The 19,838-nt window shown below is 56.6% G+C and carries 17 protein-coding genes, 2 rRNA genes and 1 riboswitch; of the genes, 11 read left to right on the forward strand and 8 right to left on the reverse strand.

Going from position 1 to position 19,838, the window contains the following annotated elements:
• Positions 1-120: 120 nt before the first annotated feature.
• A 23S ribosomal RNA gene (locus tag ACT3IC_RS08410) occupies positions 121-3,026 on the reverse strand.
• Between the two features lie 224 nt (positions 3,027-3,250).
• Positions 3,251-4,790 (reverse strand): 16S ribosomal RNA (locus ACT3IC_RS08415).
• The 16S and 23S rRNA genes sit together here, the layout of an rRNA operon.
• Before the next feature lie 556 nt (positions 4,791-5,346).
• Here ACT3IC_RS08415 and purH point away from each other — a divergent pair.
• The gene (gene purH / locus ACT3IC_RS08420) at positions 5,347-6,936 is read left to right on the forward strand and encodes a bifunctional phosphoribosylaminoimidazolecarboxamide formyltransferase/IMP cyclohydrolase (protein ID WP_159340489.1); all 1,590 of its coding nucleotides are present in this window, start codon (positions 5,347-5,349) and stop codon (positions 6,934-6,936) included.
• A gap of 15 nt (positions 6,937-6,951) precedes the next feature.
• On the forward strand, positions 6,952-8,244 hold the full coding sequence (gene purD / locus ACT3IC_RS08425) for a phosphoribosylamine--glycine ligase (protein ID WP_103177816.1): 1,293 nt from the start codon (positions 6,952-6,954) through the stop codon (positions 8,242-8,244).
• 43 nt (positions 8,245-8,287) lie between these two features.
• Here the strand turns inward: purD and ACT3IC_RS08430 are convergent, their stop codons facing one another.
• The 6 genes from ACT3IC_RS08430 to nudC all read right to left on the reverse strand — a co-directional run bounded on the left by ACT3IC_RS08430 (position 8,288) and on the right by nudC (position 12,642).
• Positions 8,288-8,980, reverse strand: coding sequence for a DUF1481 domain-containing protein (locus ACT3IC_RS08430; RefSeq protein ID WP_103177815.1), 693 nt, complete (start codon positions 8,978-8,980; stop codon positions 8,288-8,290).
• Between the two features lie 11 nt (positions 8,981-8,991).
• Positions 8,992-9,264 carry a nucleoid-associated protein HU-alpha gene (hupA, locus tag ACT3IC_RS08435; RefSeq protein ID WP_032615913.1) on the reverse strand — a complete coding sequence of 91 codons (273 nt, stop codon included), beginning with the start codon at positions 9,262-9,264 and terminating at the stop codon, positions 8,992-8,994.
• Between the two features lie 186 nt (positions 9,265-9,450).
• Positions 9,451-10,041 (reverse strand): YjaG family protein, encoded by a 591-nt coding sequence (locus ACT3IC_RS08440; RefSeq protein WP_103177814.1) that lies wholly within the window; start codon positions 10,039-10,041, stop codon positions 9,451-9,453.
• Positions 10,042-10,082: 41 nt separating this feature from the next.
• Positions 10,083-10,754, reverse strand: coding sequence for a deoxyribonuclease V (gene nfi, locus ACT3IC_RS08445; protein WP_103177813.1), 672 nt, complete (start codon positions 10,752-10,754; stop codon positions 10,083-10,085).
• A gap of 9 nt (positions 10,755-10,763) precedes the next feature.
• Entirely contained in the window at positions 10,764-11,828 is a 1,065-nt protein-coding gene (gene hemE / locus ACT3IC_RS08450) for a uroporphyrinogen decarboxylase (protein WP_159340490.1), read from the reverse strand.
• 40 nt (positions 11,829-11,868) lie between these two features.
• Positions 11,869-12,642, reverse strand: a complete 774-nt coding sequence (gene nudC / locus ACT3IC_RS08455) for an NAD(+) diphosphatase (RefSeq protein ID WP_103177811.1) — start codon at positions 12,640-12,642, stop codon at positions 11,869-11,871.
• Between the two features lie 95 nt (positions 12,643-12,737).
• Here nudC and rsd point away from each other — a divergent pair, with 95 nt between their 5' ends.
• From rsd to ACT3IC_RS08500, 9 genes are all read left to right on the forward strand, one after another.
• On the forward strand, positions 12,738-13,235 hold the full coding sequence (gene rsd, locus ACT3IC_RS08460; protein ID WP_103825473.1) for a sigma D regulator: 498 nt from the start codon (positions 12,738-12,740) through the stop codon (positions 13,233-13,235).
• 53 nt (positions 13,236-13,288) lie between these two features.
• Positions 13,289-13,397: riboswitch (TPP riboswitch) on the forward strand.
• A 78-nt stretch (positions 13,398-13,475) separates the two neighbouring features.
• Positions 13,476-15,371, forward strand: a complete 1,896-nt coding sequence (gene thiC / locus ACT3IC_RS08465) for a phosphomethylpyrimidine synthase ThiC (RefSeq protein WP_103177809.1) — start codon at positions 13,476-13,478, stop codon at positions 15,369-15,371.
• Positions 15,371-16,006 (forward strand): thiamine phosphate synthase, encoded by a 636-nt coding sequence (thiE, locus tag ACT3IC_RS08470; RefSeq protein ID WP_159340492.1) that lies wholly within the window; start codon positions 15,371-15,373, stop codon positions 16,004-16,006. The genes thiC and thiE overlap by 1 nt, the downstream gene beginning before the upstream one ends.
• A complete protein-coding gene (locus ACT3IC_RS08475) occupies positions 15,999-16,754 on the forward strand; it encodes a HesA/MoeB/ThiF family protein (protein ID WP_103177807.1) in 756 nt (251 codons plus the stop codon). Before thiE ends, ACT3IC_RS08475 begins: the two co-directional genes overlap by 8 nt.
• On the forward strand, positions 16,738-16,938 hold the full coding sequence (gene thiS, locus ACT3IC_RS08480; protein WP_103177806.1) for a sulfur carrier protein ThiS: 201 nt from the start codon (positions 16,738-16,740) through the stop codon (positions 16,936-16,938). Before ACT3IC_RS08475 ends, thiS begins: the two co-directional genes overlap by 17 nt.
• A 1-nt stretch (position 16,939) precedes the next feature.
• Entirely contained in the window at positions 16,940-17,710 is a 771-nt protein-coding gene (thiG, locus tag ACT3IC_RS08485; RefSeq protein WP_159340493.1) for a thiazole synthase, read from the forward strand.
• Positions 17,707-18,840, forward strand: a complete 1,134-nt coding sequence (thiH, locus tag ACT3IC_RS08490; protein WP_103177804.1) for a 2-iminoacetate synthase ThiH — start codon at positions 17,707-17,709, stop codon at positions 18,838-18,840. The genes thiG and thiH overlap by 4 nt, the downstream gene beginning before the upstream one ends.
• A gap of 290 nt (positions 18,841-19,130) precedes the next feature.
• Positions 19,131-19,436 (forward strand): PTS sugar transporter subunit IIB, encoded by a 306-nt coding sequence (locus tag ACT3IC_RS08495; RefSeq protein ID WP_103177803.1) that lies wholly within the window; start codon positions 19,131-19,133, stop codon positions 19,434-19,436.
• 3 nt (positions 19,437-19,439) lie between these two features.
• A complete protein-coding gene (locus ACT3IC_RS08500) occupies positions 19,440-19,757 on the forward strand; it encodes a PTS lactose/cellobiose transporter subunit IIA (protein WP_039028884.1) in 318 nt (105 codons plus the stop codon).
• Positions 19,758-19,838: the final 81 nt, after the last annotated feature.

Raw genomic sequence — 19,838 nt, forward strand, 5'->3', positions numbered from 1 at the left:
TTCAGTATGCTCCTTCCTTTCCTTCGCTTGCCGCCTTGCTGCTGCGCAAACTATTGTGTACTTAACTCTGAATCAATGCTGAAAATCTTCTCAAACCCACCGAAACAGCTTCGGCGTTGTAAGGTTAAGCCTCACGGTTCATTAGTACCGGTTAGCTCAACGCATCGCTGCGCTTACACACCCGGCCTATCAACGTCGTCGTCTTCAACGTTCCTTCAGGACCCTCAAAGGGTCAGGGAGAACTCATCTCGGGGCAAGTTTCGTGCTTAGATGCTTTCAGCACTTATCTCTTCCGCATTTAGCTACCGGGCAGTGCCATTGGCATGACAACCCGAACACCAGTGATGCGTCCACTCCGGTCCTCTCGTACTAGGAGCAGCCCCCCTCAATTCTCCAGCGCCCACGGCAGATAGGGACCGAACTGTCTCACGACGTTCTAAACCCAGCTCGCGTACCACTTTAAATGGCGAACAGCCATACCCTTGGGACCTACTTCAGCCCCAGGATGTGATGAGCCGACATCGAGGTGCCAAACACCGCCGTCGATATGAACTCTTGGGCGGTATCAGCCTGTTATCCCCGGAGTACCTTTTATCCGTTGAGCGATGGCCCTTCCATACAGAACCACCGGATCACTATGACCTGCTTTCGCACCTGCTCGAGCCGTCACTCTCGCAGTCAAGCCAGCTTATGCCATTGCACTAACCTCCTGATGTCCGACCAGGATTAGCTGACCTTCGTGCTCCTCCGTTACTCTTTAGGAGGAGACCGCCCCAGTCAAACTACCCACCAGACACTGTCCGCAACCCGGATTACGGGTCTACGTTAGAACACCAGCCATTAAAGGGTGGTATTTCAAGGACGGCTCCACGCAGACTGGCGTCCACGCTTCAAAGCCTCCCACCTATCCTACACATCAAGGACCAGTGTTCAGTGTCAAGCTATAGTAAAGGTTCACGGGGTCTTTCCGTCTTGCCGCGGGTACACTGCATCTTCACAGCGATTTCAATTTCACTGAGTCTCGGGTGGAGACAGCCTGGCCATCATTACGCCATTCGTGCAGGTCGGAACTTACCCGACAAGGAATTTCGCTACCTTAGGACCGTTATAGTTACGGCCGCCGTTTACCGGGGCTTCGATCAAGAGCTTCGCGTTGCCGCTAACCCCATCAATTAACCTTCCGGCACCGGGCAGGCGTCACACCGTATACGTCCACTTTCGTGTTTGCACAGTGCTGTGTTTTTAATAAACAGTTGCAGCCAGCTGGTATCTTCGACTGATTTCAGCTCCACCCGCAGGGGCTTCACCTACATATCAGCGTGCCTTCTCCCGAAGTTACGGCACCATTTTGCCTAGTTCCTTCACCCGAGTTCTCTCAAGCGCCTTGGTATTCTCTACCTGACCACCTGTGTCGGTTTGGGGTACGATTTGATGTTACCTGATGCTTAGAGGCTTTTCCTGGAAGCAGGGCATTTGTTGCTTCAGCACCGTAGTGCCTCGTCATCACACCTCAGCGTTAACAAGGTACCGGATTTACCTGGAACCTCCGCCTACATGCTTAAACCGGGACAACCGTCGCCCGGCCAACATAGCCTTCTCCGTCCCCCCTTCGCAGTAACACCGAGTACAGGAATATTAACCTGTTTCCCATCGACTACGCCTTTCGGCCTCGCCTTAGGGGTCGACTCACCCTGCCCCGATTAACGTTGGACAGGAACCCTTGGTCTTCCGGCGAGCGGGCTTTTCACCCGCTTTATCGTTACTTATGTCAGCATTCGCACTTCTGATACCTCCAGCATGCCTCACAGCACACCTTCGCAGGCTTACAGAACGCTCCCCTACCCAACAACACTTAGTGTCGCTGCCGCAGCTTCGGTGCATGGTTTAGCCCCGTTACATCTTCCGCGCAGGCCGACTCGACCAGTGAGCTATTACGCTTTCTTTAAATGATGGCTGCTTCTAAGCCAACATCCTGGCTGTCTGTGCCTTCCCACATCGTTTCCCACTTAACCATGACTTTGGGACCTTAGCTGGCGGTCTGGGTTGTTTCCCTCTTCACGACGGACGTTAGCACCCGCCGTGTGTCTCCCGTGATAACATTCTCCGGTATTCGCAGTTTGCATCGGGTTGGTAAGCCGGGATGGCCCCCTAGCCGAAACAGTGCTCTACCCCCGGAGATGAATTCACGAGGCGCTACCTAAATAGCTTTCGGGGAGAACCAGCTATCTCCCGGTTTGATTGGCCTTTCACCCCCAGCCACAGGTCATCCGCTAATTTTTCAACATTAGTCGGTTCGGTCCTCCAGTTAGTGTTACCCAACCTTCAACCTGCCCATGGCTAGATCACCGGGTTTCGGGTCTATACCCTGCAACTTAACGCCCAGTTAAGACTCGGTTTCCCTTCGGCTCCCCTATACGGTTAACCTTGCTACAGAATATAAGTCGCTGACCCATTATACAAAAGGTACGCAGTCACACCCCGAAGGATGCTCCCACTGCTTGTACGTACACGGTTTCAGGTTCTTTTTCACTCCCCTCGCCGGGGTTCTTTTCGCCTTTCCCTCACGGTACTGGTTCACTATCGGTCAGTCAGGAGTATTTAGCCTTGGAGGATGGTCCCCCCATATTCAGACAGGATACCACGTGTCCCGCCCTACTCTTCGAGTTCACAGCAAGTGTGCTTTCGTGTACGGGAGTATCACCCTGTACCCTGCGACTTTCCAGACGCTTCCACTAACACACAAGCTGATTCAGACTCCGGGCTGCTCCCCGTTCGCTCGCCGCTACTGGGGGAATCTCGGTTGATTTCTTTTCCTCGGGGTACTTAGATGTTTCAGTTCCCCCGGTTCGCCTCGTTAGCCTATGTATTCAGCTAACGATAGTGTGACGAATCACACTGGGTTTCCCCATTCGGACATCGCCGGGTCAAGGGTTCATATCACCTCGCCGGCGCTTTTCGCAGATTAGCACGTCCTTCATCGCCTCTGACTGCCAGGGCATCCACCGTGTACGCTTAGTCGCTTAACCTCACAACCCGAAGCTGTTTCACTTCGCGTTGTGAAAATTTGAGAGACTCGAACACACCTTCATCTGTTCTTATTACGGAGAACAGACACAGTGTGTCGTTTCAATTTTCAGCTTGATCCAGATTTTTAAAGAGCAAAACTTCTGAATGCACTCAAAAGTACATTCAGAAGTTCATCATTCATCAGACAATCTGTGTGGACACTACAAAGGCAGGTTCTTTAAGGTAAGGAGGTGATCCAACCGCAGGTTCCCCTACGGTTACCTTGTTACGACTTCACCCCAGTCATGAATCACAAAGTGGTAAGCGCCCTCCCGAAGGTTAAGCTACCTACTTCTTTTGCAACCCACTCCCATGGTGTGACGGGCGGTGTGTACAAGGCCCGGGAACGTATTCACCGTAGCATTCTGATCTACGATTACTAGCGATTCCGACTTCATGGAGTCGAGTTGCAGACTCCAATCCGGACTACGACGCACTTTATGAGGTCCGCTTGCTCTCGCGAGGTCGCTTCTCTTTGTATGCGCCATTGTAGCACGTGTGTAGCCCTACTCGTAAGGGCCATGATGACTTGACGTCATCCCCACCTTCCTCCAGTTTATCACTGGCAGTCTCCTTTGAGTTCCCGGCCTAACCGCTGGCAACAAAGGATAAGGGTTGCGCTCGTTGCGGGACTTAACCCAACATTTCACAACACGAGCTGACGACAGCCATGCAGCACCTGTCTCAGAGTTCCCGAAGGCACCAAGCCATCTCTGGCAAGTTCTCTGGATGTCAAGAGTAGGTAAGGTTCTTCGCGTTGCATCGAATTAAACCACATGCTCCACCGCTTGTGCGGGCCCCCGTCAATTCATTTGAGTTTTAACCTTGCGGCCGTACTCCCCAGGCGGTCGACTTAACGCGTTAGCTCCGGAAGCCACGCCTCAAGGGCACAACCTCCAAGTCGACATCGTTTACGGCGTGGACTACCAGGGTATCTAATCCTGTTTGCTCCCCACGCTTTCGCACCTGAGCGTCAGTCTTTGTCCAGGGGGCCGCCTTCGCCACCGGTATTCCTCCAGATCTCTACGCATTTCACCGCTACACCTGGAATTCTACCCCCCTCTACAAGACTCAAGCCTGCCAGTTTCAAATGCAGTTCCCAGGTTGAGCCCGGGGATTTCACATCTGACTTAACAGACCGCCTGCGTGCGCTTTACGCCCAGTAATTCCGATTAACGCTTGCACCCTCCGTATTACCGCGGCTGCTGGCACGGAGTTAGCCGGTGCTTCTTCTGCGAGTAACGTCAATCACTGCGGTTATTAACCACAATGCCTTCCTCCTCGCTGAAAGTACTTTACAACCCGAAGGCCTTCTTCATACACGCGGCATGGCTGCATCAGGCTTGCGCCCATTGTGCAATATTCCCCACTGCTGCCTCCCGTAGGAGTCTGGACCGTGTCTCAGTTCCAGTGTGGCTGGTCATCCTCTCAGACCAGCTAGGGATCGTCGCCTAGGTGAGCCATTACCCCACCTACTAGCTAATCCCATCTGGGCACATCCGATGGCAAGAGGCCCGAAGGTCCCCCTCTTTGGTCTTGCGACGTTATGCGGTATTAGCTACCGTTTCCAGTAGTTATCCCCCTCCATCAGGCAGTTTCCCAGACATTACTCACCCGTCCGCCACTCGTCACCCGAGAGCAAGCTCTCTGTGCTACCGTTCGACTTGCATGTGTTAGGCCTGCCGCCAGCGTTCAATCTGAGCCATGATCAAACTCTTCAATTTAAGTTTGATGCTCGTGAATTAAACTTCGTAATGAATTACGTGTTCACTCAGAGACTTGGTATTCATTTTTCGTCCGAGGACGTTAAGAATCCATGTCACTTTGAGTGCCCACACAGATTGTCTGATAAATTGTTAAAGAGCAGTGCAACGCGGCTTTCGCTCACCGTTGCGAGGTGGCGTATATTACGCTTTCCTCTTTCAGAGTCAAGCGATTATTTTCGCTTTTCTCCTCAACCGGCCCGGCTGTTTGTGTGAAGTGATTCACATCTGCCGTGTCGATGGAGGCGCATTATAGGGAGTTCTCCGCCGCCCGCAACCCTTAAATGACATAAAAATGACTGACTGCTGCATTCCCCAGCAAAAGCCCGCCTTATACCTGATTACACACAGACTTATCCACAACGTGACGAAAAAGTGAAAATGTGCGAGCGTTGCGCAAACGTTTTCGTTAAAATGCTCGCGCTAAATAAAGCGCCCCGCCAGGTGTGTTAGTTGAGTTTTTATCGGGAAAATTCACCTAACGCTCTCTGTAATCGTCAAATCCAGGGGATTTACCATGCAACAACGTCGTCCAATCCGCCGCGCTCTGCTCAGTGTTTCTGATAAAGCCGGTATCGTTGAATTCGCTCAGGCACTTTCTGCACGTGGCGTAGAGCTGCTGTCCACAGGCGGTACTGCTCGCCTGTTAGCAGATAAAGGCCTGCCGGTAACCGAAGTGTCTGATTACACCGGCTTCCCGGAAATGATGGATGGACGCGTCAAAACCCTGCACCCGAAAGTCCACGGCGGCATTCTGGGACGTCGCGGTCAGGATGACGGCATTATGGATCAGCACGGGATTGCGCCAATCGACATGGTGGTTGTTAACCTTTATCCATTCGCCCAGACCGTTGCCCGTGAAGGCTGCTCTCTGGAGGATGCGGTAGAGAATATCGATATCGGTGGGCCGACCATGGTGCGCTCCGCCGCCAAGAACCATAAGGATGTGGCCATCGTCGTAAAGAGCAGCGACTACGACGCCATTATTAAAGAGATGGATGCCAACGAAGGCTCACTGAATCTCGAGACCCGTTTCGACCTCGCCATTAAGGCCTTTGAACATACCGCCGCTTACGACAGCATGATCGCCAACTACTTCGGTAGTCTGGTCCCTGCCTACCATGGCGAAAGCAAAGATCCCTCTGGTCGCTTCTCCCGCACCTTAAACCTCAACTTCATTAAGAAGCAGGATATGCGCTACGGCGAGAACAGCCACCAGCAGGCTGCCTTCTATATAGAAGAAGAGGTAAAAGAAGCCTCCGTTGCCACTGCGCAGCAGGTGCAGGGTAAAGCACTCTCCTATAACAACATTGCGGATACCGACGCGGCACTGGAGTGCGTGAAAGAGTTCAGCGAGCCCGCCTGCGTTATCGTGAAGCATGCGAACCCATGCGGCGTCGCGGTAAGCACCTCTATTCTGGATGCTTACGATCGTGCGTACAAAACTGACCCGACCTCAGCGTTTGGCGGCATTATCGCGTTTAACCGCGAGCTGGATGCCGAAACCGCTCAGGCGATCATCTCCCGTCAGTTTGTTGAAGTGATTATTGCCCCTTCGGCCACCGAAGACGCCCTGAAAATCACCGCGACAAAACAGAACGTGCGCGTGCTGGTCTGCGGTCAGTGGGCGGAACGCGTTCCGGGTCTCGACTTCAAGCGTGTGAACGGTGGCCTGCTGGTTCAGGATCGTGACCTGGGCATGGTCAGCGAGAAAGATCTGCGTGTCGTCACCAAACGTCAGCCTACGGAGCAGGAGCTGCGTGACGCGCTGTTCTGCTGGAAAGTGGCGAAGTTCGTGAAATCCAACGCCATCGTCTATGCGAAAGAGAACATGACCATCGGTATAGGCGCGGGCCAGATGAGCCGCGTTTACTCTGCGAAAATCGCCGGGATTAAAGCGGGCGACGAAGGTCTGGAAGTTAAAGGCTCCGCCATGGCGTCCGACGCGTTCTTCCCGTTCCGTGACGGTATCGATGCAGCTGCGGCAGTGGGCATCACCTGCGTGATCCAGCCTGGCGGCTCAATCCGCGACGACGAAGTCATTGCCGCCGCCGATGAACATGGCATCGCGATGATCTTCACCGACATGCGTCATTTCCGCCATTAATTCCCGGAGCAGAGAATGAAAGTATTAGTGATTGGTAACGGCGGGCGCGAGCACGCCCTGGCGTGGAAAGCGGCGCAGTCTGCGCAGGTTGAAACCGTCTTTGTGGCACCGGGTAACGCCGGTACCGCCCTGGAGCCTACCCTGCAGAACGTCGCTATCGGCGTAACCGATATCCCGGCGCTGCTGAGCTTTGCCCAGAGTGAAAAAATCGATCTGACCATTGTGGGTCCGGAAGCGCCGCTGGTCATTGGCGTGGTAGACGCATTCCGTGCCGCGGGCCTGACCATCTTCGGCCCGACCGAAGGCGCCGCGCAGCTCGAAGGCTCCAAAGCCTTCACCAAAGATTTCCTCGCGCGTCACAACATTCCGACCGCGGAATATCAGAACTTCACCGAAGTGGAGCCCGCGCTGGCCTACTTACGTGAAAAAGGCGCGCCGATTGTGATCAAAGCCGACGGTCTGGCAGCGGGTAAAGGCGTTATCGTGGCGATGACGCTCGAAGAAGCAGAAGCTGCCGTTCAGGATATGCTGGCAGGTAACGCTTTTGGTGATGCAGGCCACCGTATCGTTATCGAAGAGTTTCTTGATGGCGAAGAGGCGAGCTTTATCGTCATGGTCGACGGCGAGCATGTGCTGCCGATGGCCACCAGCCAGGATCATAAGCGCGTTGGCGATGCCGATACCGGCCCGAATACCGGCGGGATGGGGGCTTACTCCCCTGCTCCTGTGGTGACGGATGAAGTTCACCAGCGCACCATGGACCGCATCATCTGGCCTACCGTTAAAGGAATGGCGGCGGAAGGCAATACCTACACTGGTTTCCTCTATGCTGGCCTGATGATCGACAAACAGGGCAACCCGAAGGTTATCGAGTTCAACTGCCGCTTTGGCGACCCAGAAACGCAGCCAATCATGCTGCGCATGAAATCCGATCTGGTGGAGCTGTGCCTGGCGGCCTGCGAAGGCAAGCTGGACGAAAAGCGCTCGGAGTGGGATGAGCGTGCTTCTCTGGGCGTGGTAATTGCGGCGGGCGGTTATCCGGGCAACTACAACACCGGCGATGAGATCCACGGCCTGCCGCTGGAAGCCATCGAAGGCGCGAAGGTATTCCATGCGGGGACTAAGCTCTCCGATGACGAACGCGTGCTGACTAACGGTGGCCGCGTCCTGTGCGCCACGGCGCTGGGCAACACCGTCGCAGAAGCGCAGCAACGCGCCTATGCCCTGATGGCGGATATTCACTGGAACGGTAGCTTCAGCCGTAACGATATTGGTTACCGCGCCATTGCGCGCGAGCAAGGGAAGTAACTCCCCCCTTCACCAGTCCCTCTCCCGCAAGGGAGGGGGATTTTCAGAAACTCTTCTCTGTCGGCTGCCAGGTACAAAAATCTTCGTTCGCCACCAGCAGCAGCTGTGATCCTTCAGGCGCTTCCAGCCACGCCACGCTCACTGCCATGGAGGAGTGACTCTGCCGGCGTGCAATATGTTCCGTTGCCCAGCTATCGAGATCCGGCTTCAGGGTCTGGCCTTCACACGTTGTCACGGAGCCGTCAACATGCCAGCGCCCCTGATGTAGCACGACCCTTCCCTGTCGCAGCGCGTCGCTGGTCTGGCGAATCTGCGCGGCGCGGTAGCGGTAAAGCTCGATTTGATCGGTAGAGAGTTGCTGTTTAAGGCCACCGGTTTCGTGCTGCATAAAGCTCAGCTCACCGTGGTCGTCAAAGCGTACCCGCACATGCTCGGGGACTTTGCTGTAGATGTTTACGTCGATCCAGACGAGCGTATCGCCCTGCCAGCGATATTCACTGGTGGTGGTACTGCCGCTGTGCCAGGGGCTAAACGCGGAGAGGAGATGCACTTCGTCATCTGAATCTTTACGCCAGACGCGTACCGCGCCCTGATCGTCAGCGTAGCCGCTGGCGGTAAAAGGCGGCAGGGAGGAGTCATGGCTACAGGCGGTTAATACAAATATGCCTGCCAGCACCGTCACCTGGCGCCAGACAGACAAAAGGGGCGAAACCGCCCCCTCGATAAAACTGTTCACTGCTACGCGGCTTACTTAACTGCGTCTTTCAGTGCTTTGCCAGAAACAAATGCTGGCACGTTAGCTGCAGCGATTTTGATTTCGTTACCGGTCTGCGGGTTGCGGCCAGTACGCTCAGCGCGGTGGTTCACTTTGAAGGTACCGAAACCTACCAGTTGTACAGCATCGCCTTCTTTCAGAGACTCAGTAATTGCAGCCAGGGTGGATTCCAGAGCAGCTTTAGCCTGTACTTTAGACAGGTCAGCTTTGTCCGCAATTACATCAATCAGTTGAGTCTTGTTCATAAGTTATCCTTTCAATGTGTTTATCGCTTGCTAAGCATCGAGTGCGACGAAAATGCCAAAAAAGCACTCTCCTGCATACACGCACCGATAGCCACTTTTTTTCGCCCCCCAAATGTAGACCAGACGGGGGGCAGAAGGGAAGAGTAGAGGCATGACAAAACAGGCGTTAAATCACGTTTTGTTGTCTCACTGGTTAAGATTTATACCAATGTTACTCTCGCCTGCCTCACGCAAGTCTGCGCGTAGACCTTTAATCAGTTCGATATCGCGTTCTTCGCACTCCGCCAGCAAACGGAAAATTTCCCACTGGATGTCCCATTCCTGCTCAATGGCCGGGTTCAGACGGAGCTCTTCATCGGTCATTTCACGCCCTTCCTGGGTCATCTCCAGCATCGCTACGGTAGTAATAGAGGCCTTACTGACTTCGATGGCATGTTCCAGCGTTTCACCACTCAGACGCGAGTGAATCAGTTCACTTAGCGCTACACAGGCATCAATTGCCGGATAGACGCCATAGACATCATAGTCATCGGCAACCGGGATCGCCTCTTCCAGCTTATCGAGCTGGGAGTCGAAGTTTACCTTCGCATCTTTAACCGTCAGCGTTTCCCACACCAGATCGAGAATACGACGATAGAGTTGACCATCACCAAATTCGGTCTGCTTGCAGAACATGGCATAGTTCGGATACATACGTTCGCACAGACAGGCCATAAATGTGACGTGCTGCCAGCTTTCCAGCTTCTCAAGGCGCAGGTGAATCGGGTTTTGTAACATGATGATGTCTCGAATCGAAAATTGGCCGCAGTTTACCTGATTCAGCGCTGAATTTCCTGCCAACGAACAAACGCCGGACGCCCGGACGCTACCGCATCGGCCCAGCGGGTCGGCTCCGGTAGCCGGTAGCCCCGCATACAGCGCTGCACCCACGCCAGCGCGGTGTCGGTACTGACGCGATGGCCGGTGGCGACGAACAGTGGATTACACCGGGCTTTGCTGCGCCAGACCCACGCCAGCTGTTCGCCTTTATCCATTAACGGTGCCAGCGCGCCGGGTTCGGGCGACAGGGGATCAAACTTACCGCAGAGGCGTTTTTTCGCCACGCCGATGGTCGGGACATCCACCAGCAGCCCAAAATGGCTGGCGACGCCGAGACGGCGCGGGTGGGAGATGCCATGCCCGTCAACGAACAGCAGATCGGGTCTTTGCGAGAGCTGATCCCACGCCGCCAGCAGCGCGGGATATTCACGAAAAGAGAGGAAGCCGGGGATATACGGCATGGTAGTGGCGATCCGCGCCACCTGATACTCAACCAGTTCCAGGTCGGGGTACGTCAGCAGCACTATCGCCGCCCGCGTCACCTCTCCCCCCTGCTCAAACCCCACATCGGCCCCCGCAATCAGCGAGGGTGGGTCTTTATCCAGACGATCCTCACGGGATACAGACGCAGCGAGTTTAAGTTGTTGAGCGCGAAGTGACGCAAGATCCATAACGACTCCTTACGGGTGGTACTGGGCAGAAAGTCGGTGCACCGCCTCCACAAACACGCCTGCATGCTCTGGCGGTACATCCTGATGAATACCGTGCCCCAGGTTAAAGACATGGCCCTCGCCCTGACCGAAGCCCGCCAAAATGGTCGCGACTTCATCTTCAATTCGGGCGGCCGGAGCATACAGCATAGACGGATCCATGTTGCCTTGCAGGGCGACTTTGTCACCCACGCGGCGGCGGGCATCGGCAATATCGGTGGTCCAGTCGAGGCCCAGCGCATCACAGCCGGTTTCTGCCATCGCCTCCAGCCACTGGCCGCCGCCTTTGGTGAACAGCGTTACCGGCACGCGACGGCCTTCGTTTTCACGCAGCAGGCCATCAACGATTTTATGCATGTAGTAGAGCGAGAACTGCTGATAGTCGCGACCCGTCAGTACCCCACCCCAGGTGTCGAAGATCATCACCGACTGAGCGCCCGCTTTGATCTGGGCATTCAGATAGAGGGTGACGCTTTTCGCCAGCTTGTCGAGCAGAGCATGGAGCGCCAGCGGATCGGCGTACATCATCTTCTTGATCACGGTAAAGGCTTTGCTGCTGCCCCCTTCGACCATGTAGGTCGCCAGGGTCCACGGGCTGCCGGAGAACCCAATCAGCGGCACGTCGCCTTTCAGCTCGCGGCGAATGGTGCGCACCGCGTTCATCACATAACCGAGTTCCTGCTCCGGGTCCGGGACAGGCAGGTTGTCGATCTCCGCTTTGCTCTTAATCGGCGAGCTAAAGCGCGGGCCTTCGCCGGTTTCGAAGTACAGGCCAAGCCCCATCGCGTCCGGGATGGTCAGGATGTCGGAGAAGAGGATCGCCGCGTCCAGCGGGTAGCGGCGCAGCGGCTGAAGCGTTACCTCACAGGCCAGCTCCGCGTTTTTGCACAGGGACATGAAATCGCCTGCCTGCGCCCGGGTGGCTTTATATTCCGGTAGATAGCGACCCGCCTGGCGCATCATCCATACCGGGGTGACATCAACGGGTTGGCGCAGCAGCGCACGCAGATAACGATCGTTCTTCAGTTCGGTCATTTTTGCAGTTCCTTAAGCGTCTTGTCCCCAGTGTATCACGTCATTCATAGTCGGCCCGACACATTGCCACGGTATCTTCTATCAGGCGACGCGCCACGGTGCCTGGCGGCGGGAGCAGCGGTAAATCGTCGTAGCGATACCAGTCGGCTGACAGCAGCTCTTTCGGGTCGATGACGATCTCGCCGCTGTCATATTCGGCCATAAAAGCGGTCATCAACGACTGCGGGAACGGCCAGGGCTGGGAGGTGACATAGCGCAGGTTCTTCACCTTGATGCCGCTCTCTTCCATCACTTCCCGGGCGACAGCCTGCTCCAGCGTTTCGCCCACTTCGACAAACCCGGCCAGCACGGTATGCACCCCGTTACGATGACGCGTGTGTTGCGCCAGCAGGATGGTCTCTTCACGACGAATGGCGACGATGATGCACGGCGCGATTTGCGGGTAGTAACGTTCGCGGCAGTGGCCGCAGAGCATGGCCCACTCGGTTTTGCTTGGGTGCATGGTGTGACCACAGTAGCCGCAGTATTTATGCGAGCGATAAAACTCGGCCAACTGCACAGCACGCCCGGCCAGCTGGAACAGACCCACATCGAGATCGAGCACCTGGCGTACCGATCCCATATCGTGACGGCGATTTTGTTGGATCAACCACACAGGATCGCCCTGCCACTCCCCGATATTAAGTGCGGGTTGACCCGCAAGATCGAAATTTCCGGCCTCGCCATGTGGTAATTCACCACCGGGCAACCATAATTTTTGTTCATGGCTGACTAACCACCAGCCGCGATCCGATTTTTCAATTATACGATCCATATCTATTGCACTACCTTTGCTTCACAGGCATGTTGGTAACAATACTATTACATTTTGGGCGGGCAGAATTTAATCTTAACCTTGCGGAGTCAAACATGCTAAACCAGCTAGAAAACCTGACAGAACGCGTTGGCGGATGTAACAACCTGGTCGATCGCTGGCTGCACGTGCGGAAACATCTGCTTGTTGCCTACTACAACCTTGTTGGCATTAAACCGGGCAAAGAGTCCTATATGCGCCTGAACGAAAAAGCGCTGGACGATTTCTGTCAGAGCCTGGTCGATTACCTTTCTAACGGCCATTTCAATATTTATGAGCGTATTATCGGTGAAATGGAAGGTAACAGCCCGTTTTTAGCGGCCACCAAACTCTATCCTCTGCTGGAAGCCAATACCCAGCAAATCATGGATTATTACGACTCCACGCTCGAGAATGCCATCGATCAGGATAATTATCTGGAATTTCAGCAGGCCCTCTCTGATATCGGCGAGGCGCTGGAGCAGCGGTTTACGCTGGAAGACAACCTGATCGCCCTTGCGCTGGATCACAATTTGAAAGCGAGTAACGAAGATAACGTCGCCCGACCGGCTTGAGTTATTTATCGTTAACGCGTAATTTACATTTACTGCTCCCGCTGTAGGGGAGCACATTCTTGTCGGAGTGCCCAGTGCGAAAGCCGGGCTGAGACCGTTAATTCGGGATCCGCGGAACCTGATCAGGTTAAAACCTGCGAAGGGAACAAGAGTCAATCTGTTCATGTATCGCCGCCGGGCGATCCTCTCTTGCTTCATCCGTCGTCTGACAAGCCACTTCCTCACTTTCTGGAACGAGCTATGTCTGCCACAAAATTGACCCGCCGCGAACAGCGCGCACAAGCCCAACACTTTATCGACACCCTGGAAGGCACCGCTTTCCCTAACTCAAAACGCATCTATCTGACCGGCTCCCGGGAGGATATTCGCGTGCCCATGCGCGAGATCCAGCTCAGTCCGACGCTCGTCGGCGGCAGCAAAGAGGCTCCCCAGTTTGAAGAGAACGAAGCAGTGCCGGTCTACGACACGTCCGGCCCGTACGGCGATCCGGCGATAACCATCAACGTGCAGCAGGGGCTGGCGAAACTGCGCCAACCCTGGATTGACGCACGTAACGATTGCGAAGCGCTAACCGAACAAAGCTCAGCTTACACCCGGGAGCGCCTGGCCGATGATGGTCTGGACGAGCTGCGCTTCACCGGCCTTCTTACGCCGAAACGTGCCAGAGCGGGCAAATGCGTCACCCAGCTGCACTACGCCCGTCAGGGGATCGTAACCCCGGAGATGGAGTTTATCGCCATTCGCGAAAACATGGGCCGCGAGCGCATCCGTACCGACGTGCTGCGCCACCAGCATCCGGGCGAAGGGTTTGGTGCCCGCCTGCCGGAGAACATCACCCCGGAGTTTGTCCGTGACGAAGTCGCTGCCGGGCGCGCCATTATCCCGGCCAACATTAACCATCCGGAGTCGGAGCCGATGATTATCGGCCGTAACTTCCTGGTGAAAGTGAATGCCAACATCGGTAACTCAGCGGTCACCTCGTCTATCGAAGAGGAGGTGGAGAAACTGGTCTGGTCGACCCGCTGGGGCGCGGACACGGTGATGGACCTCTCTACCGGGCGCTATATTCACGAAACCCGCGAGTGGATCCTGCGTAACAGCCCGGTGCCCATTGGTACGGTGCCCATCTACCAGGCGCTGGAGAAAGTGAACGGCATCGCCGAAGATCTCACCTGGGAGGCCTTCCGGGATACCCTGCTGGAGCAGGCCGAGCAAGGCGTCGACTACTTCACCATCCACGCCGGCGTGCTGCTGCGCTACGTGCCGATGACGGCTAAGCGCCTGACCGGTATCGTCTCCCGCGGCGGTTCAATCATGGCGAAATGGTGCCTCTCCCACCATCGGGAAAACTTCCTCTATGAACACTTCCGCGAAATCTGCGAGATCTGCGCCGCGTACGACGTGTCGCTGTCGCTGGGCGATGGCCTGCGTCCGGGCTCCATTCGCGATGCCAACGACGAGGCGCAGTTTGCCGAGCTGCACACCCTGGGCGAGCTGACCAAAATCGCCTGGGAGTATGACGTGCAGGTGATGATCGAAGGCCCGGGCCACGTGCCGATGCAGATGATCCGCCGCAACATGACCGAAGAGCTGGAGCACTGCCACGAAGCGCCGTTCTATACCCTGGGGCCGTTGACCACCGATATCGCACCGGGTTATGACCACTTCACCTCGGGGATTGGCGCGGCGATGATCGGCTGGTTCGGCTGCGCCATGCTCTGCTACGTCACGCCGAAAGAGCACCTCGGCCTGCCAAACAAAGAGGATGTAAAGCAGGGGCTGATCACCTACAAAATTGCCGCCCACGCTGCCGATCTGGCGAAGGGCCATCCGGGGGCGCAGATCCGCGATAACGCCATGTCAAAAGCGCGCTTCGAGTTCCGCTGGGAAGATCAGTTCAACCTCGCCCTCGACCCGTTCACCGCCCGCGCCTACCACGACGAAACCCTGCCGCAGGAGTCCGGCAAAGTGGCGCACTTCTGCTCCATGTGCGGGCCAAAATTCTGCTCGATGAAAATCAGCCAGGAGGTACGTGACTACGCCGCCGCGCAGACCATCGAAGTGGGCATGGCCGATATGTCGGAAACCTTCCGCGCCCGGGGCGGCGAAATCTACCTCAAAAAAGAGGAGGCGTAATGTATCAACCCAACTTTCCGCCGGTGCCCTTTCATCTGGGGCTCTATCCGGTGGTCGACAGCGTGGCGTGGATCGAACGCCTGCTCGCTGCGGGCGTAAAGACGATCCAGCTGCGCATTAAAGATAAACAGGACGATGAGGTAGAAACCGACGTCATCACGGCCATTGCTCTGGGGCGTCGCTACGACGCCCGCCTATTTATCAATGACTACTGGCGCCTGGCGATCAAGCACCAGGCTTACGGTGTCCATCTGGGCCAGGAGGATCTGGAGACCACCGAGCTTGAGGCCATTCGGGCTGCCGGGTTGCGTCTCGGCGTGTCGACCCACGACGATATGGAGATCGACGTGGCGCTGGCGGCGCGTCCCTCCTACATCGCGCTGGGGCACGTTTTCCCGACCCAAACCAAGCAGATGCCATCGGCCCCGCAGGGGCTGGAACAGCTGGCCCGCCATATCGACCGGCTCGGGGATTACCCCACCGTCGCCATCGGCGGTATCAGTCTCGAACGCGCGCCCGCGGTTCTGGCGACCGGTGTAGGGAGCATCGCGGTGGTGAGCGCCATTACTCAGGCCGACGACTGGCAGGCGGCGACAACACAGCTATTGCAACTGGCGGGGGCGGGCGATGAATGACCGTGACTTTATGCGCTACAGCCGCCAGATCCTGCTGGAAGATATCGCCATCGACGGGCAGCAAAAGCTGCTCGCCAGCCGGGTGCTGGTGGTCGGCCTGGGCGGGTTAGGCGCCCCGGCGGCGCTCTACCTGGCCGGCGCCGGGATCGGCACCCTGGTGCTGGCCGACAATGATGAGGTGCATCTGAGTAATTTGCAGCGCCAGATCCTCTTTACCACCGACGATATCGCCCAGCCAAAAGCGCAGGTGACAGAGCGTCGCCTGCAGCAGCTTAATCCCGACATCCGGCTGATCGCCCTGCAGACCCGCCTGGCAGGCAGCGCGCTGCAGGAGGAGATTGCTCGCGCCGACGTGGTGCTGGACTGCACCGATAACATGGCTACCCGTCAGGCGATCAATGCCGCCTGTGTGATGCTCAATACGCCACTTATCACCGCCAGCGCCGTGGGCTTTGGCGGACAGATGATGGTGCTCACGCCCCCCTGGACCCAGGGCTGCTACCGCTGCCTGTGGCCGGATGATGAAGAGCCGCAGCGTAACTGCCGCACCGCGGGTATTGTCGGGCCGGTGGTTGGCGTGATGGGCACCCTGCAGGCGCTGGAGGCGATCAAGCTGCTCAGCGGCATCGAGGCCACGCGCAATACGCTACGCCTGTTCGACGCCCGGGCGGGAAGCTGGCGGCAGCTGGCTTTGCAGCACGCCAGCGGATGCCAGGTGTGTGGAGGGCGGCATGCGGATCCTGTTTAATGACGAACCGATGCAGTGCGTGGAGGGATTGACCGTCGCCACCCTGCTCTCCCAGCTATGCCAGTTAAAACCCGGGGTCGCGCTGGCCCTGAATCAACAGATCCTGCCGCGCGAGCAGTGGGAAAAACAGCAGGTGCGCGAAGGCGATCAGATCCTGCTCTTTCAGGTGATTGCCGGAGGCTGAGATGTTACGTATTGCTGATAAAACCTTTGATTCACATCTGTTTACCGGCACGGGAAAATTCGCCTCGCCGCAGTTGATGGTGGACGCGATCCGGGAGAGCGGCAGCCAGCTGGTGACGCTGGCCATGAAGCGGGTCGATCTGCGTAATCACAACGACGCCATTCTGGCGCCGCTGCTGGAGGCGGGCGTCAGCCTGCTGCCCAATACCTCCGGCGCCAAAACCGCGGAAGAGGCGCTATTCGCGGCCCGACTGGCGCGCGAGGCGCTGGGAACGCACTGGCTCAAACTGGAGATTCATCCCGACGCTCGCTGGCTGCTGCCCGATCCCATCGAGACGCTAAAGGCGGCAGAGATGCTGGTGAAAGAGGGGTTCACCGTGCTGCCCTACTGCGGCGCCGATCCGGTGCTGTGCAAACGGCTCGAAGAGGCAGGCTGTGCGGCAGTGATGCCGCTCGGGGCACCGATAGGCTCCAATCAGGGGCTGGAAACCCGCGCGATGCTGGAGATCATTATTCAGCAGGCGACCGTGCCGGTGATCGTCGATGCCGGGATCGGCGTACCCAGCCACGCCGCGCAGGCGCTGGAGATGGGTGCCGACGCCGTACTGGTCAACACTGCCATTGCGGTCGCGGACGATCCGGTGATGATGGCGCGGGCGTTTCGTCTGGCGGTGGAGGCTGGCGTGCTGGCACGGCAGTCTGGCCCCGGCGCCCGGAGCGTTGAAGCCCATGCCACCAGCCCGTTAACCGGCTTTCTGGAGGCGTTATCATGAAAACCTTTACCGATCGCTGGCGCCAGCTCGACTGGGACGATATTCGCCTGCGCATCAACAGTAAAACTCCTGCGGATGTGGAGCGCGCGTTAAACGCCCGCCAGCTTACCCGCGAAGATATGATGGCCCTGCTCTCCCCCGCCGCCAGTGGCTATCTGGAGCCGATGGCGCAGCGAGCCCAGCGGCTGACCCGCCAGCGCTTTGGTAACACGGTGAGCTTTTATGTTCCGCTCTATCTCTCCAACCTCTGCGCGAACGACTGCACCTACTGCGGCTTCTCCATGAGCAACCACATCAAGCGCAAAACGCTGGATGAAAACGAAATTGCCCGGGAGTGCGCTGCGATCCGCGAGATGGGGTTTGAGCACCTGCTGCTGGTCACCGGTGAGCACCAGACCAAGGTCGGAATGGACTATTTTCGCCGCCATATCCCGGCGATTCGCCGCCAGTTCGCCTCGTTGCAGATGGAAGTACAACCGCTGTCAGAAGCAGAATATGGCGAACTGAAAACGCTGGGGCTGGACGGCGTACTGGTCTATCAGGAGACCTACCATGAAACGGTATACGCCCAGCACCATCTGAAAGGTAAAAAGCAGGATTTCTTCTGGCGGCTGGAGACCCCGGATCGGCTGGGACGCGCCGGGATCGACAAGATCGGCCTCGGGGCGCTAACCGGGCTTTCCGACAGCTGGCGCGTCGATAACTTTATGGTGGCGGAACATCTGCTGTGGCTGCAGCAGCACTACTGGCAGAGCCGGTATTCAATCTCTTTTCCCCGGCTGCGCCCCTGCGCCGGCGGGATCCAGCCCGCGTCGATCATGGATGAACGCCAGCTGGTGCAGACTATCTGCGCGTTTCGTCTGCTGGCACCGGAGGTGGAGCTGTCGCTCTCCACCCGGGAATCCCCCGCGTTTCGCGATCGCGTCATTCCTCTGGCGATTAATAACGTCAGCGCCTTTTCAAAAACCCAGCCCGGCGGCTATGCCGATGATCATCCCGAGCTGGAGCAGTTTGCGCCGCACGACAACCGTCGCCCGGAGGCTGTCGCCGAGGCGCTCAGTCTGCAGGGATTGCAGCCGGTCTGGAAAGACTGGGACAGCTGGCTGGGACGCGCCTCGCAATCAGGCTGAAAAAAACGGTAATCCGGTGAAGTTATTACGAGGCGTCACGTAACCTCATCAACGGGCCGTTGCTGTAACGCGCCCGGATTTTTACGCTTGTTTCGTCAGCAGAGGATGCTGACCAGGGCGGAAAGCTTCTTCCTCGTTTCGCCCTGCCTTCCCCATTCTGTAACAGTTGTAACCGGTTTCAGAAAATGCAGGTTTCTTTGTGATGCTTCACACACAATCGCGGTAATGCGGTTGTCGTAACGGACAGTGCGGGATAATTATCAATAAACACATGTACATTGGGGCTGACTATGAAGAACATCGTTTTATGCTGTGCAGCGGGAATGTCCACCAGCATGCTGGTTCAACGCATGAAAGACGCCGCACAGAAAAAAGGGGTCGACGTAACTATTAAAGCCGTACCGGTTGCTGAGTTTAAAGATGAAATCGCCGCAGCCGACATTGTGTTGCTTGGCCCGCAGGTCAAATATGAACTGAATAATCTTCAGGCCCAGGCGGAACCGCTGGGTAAGAAGGTCGCGGTTATCGACATGATGGATTACGGCATGATGAAAGGTGATGCCGTACTGGAAAAAGCCCTTAAACTGCTGGAGTGAGCCATGGAAGATTTAGAAACGATTATTATGGAACTGCTGGTGAATGCCGGTGCAGCCCGTAGCTCAGCATTAACCGCGCTGCAGATGGCGCGAAAAGGTGATTTTGCCGAGGCTGAAAAAGCGATGGAAGAGTCACGGGAGTTCGTCAAACAGGCGCATTCCATCCAGACTAAATTGATTGGTCTTGATGAAGGCACCGGCAAGCTGCCGGTAAATCTGATCACCGTTCACTCGCAGGATCACCTGATGAACGCGATGGTAATTCAGGATCTGGCCGGGGATATGATCGAGCTGTATCGCCGTTTGCCGCTGGTGAACTAACACCGAACCGTAGGCCGGGTAAGCGTAGCGCCACCCGGCAACAACCGCACCAGACTGCCGTACATCAGAAAAAAAAAACCC

It is taken from the genome of Leclercia sp. GHBNCSD (assembly GCF_055805075.1).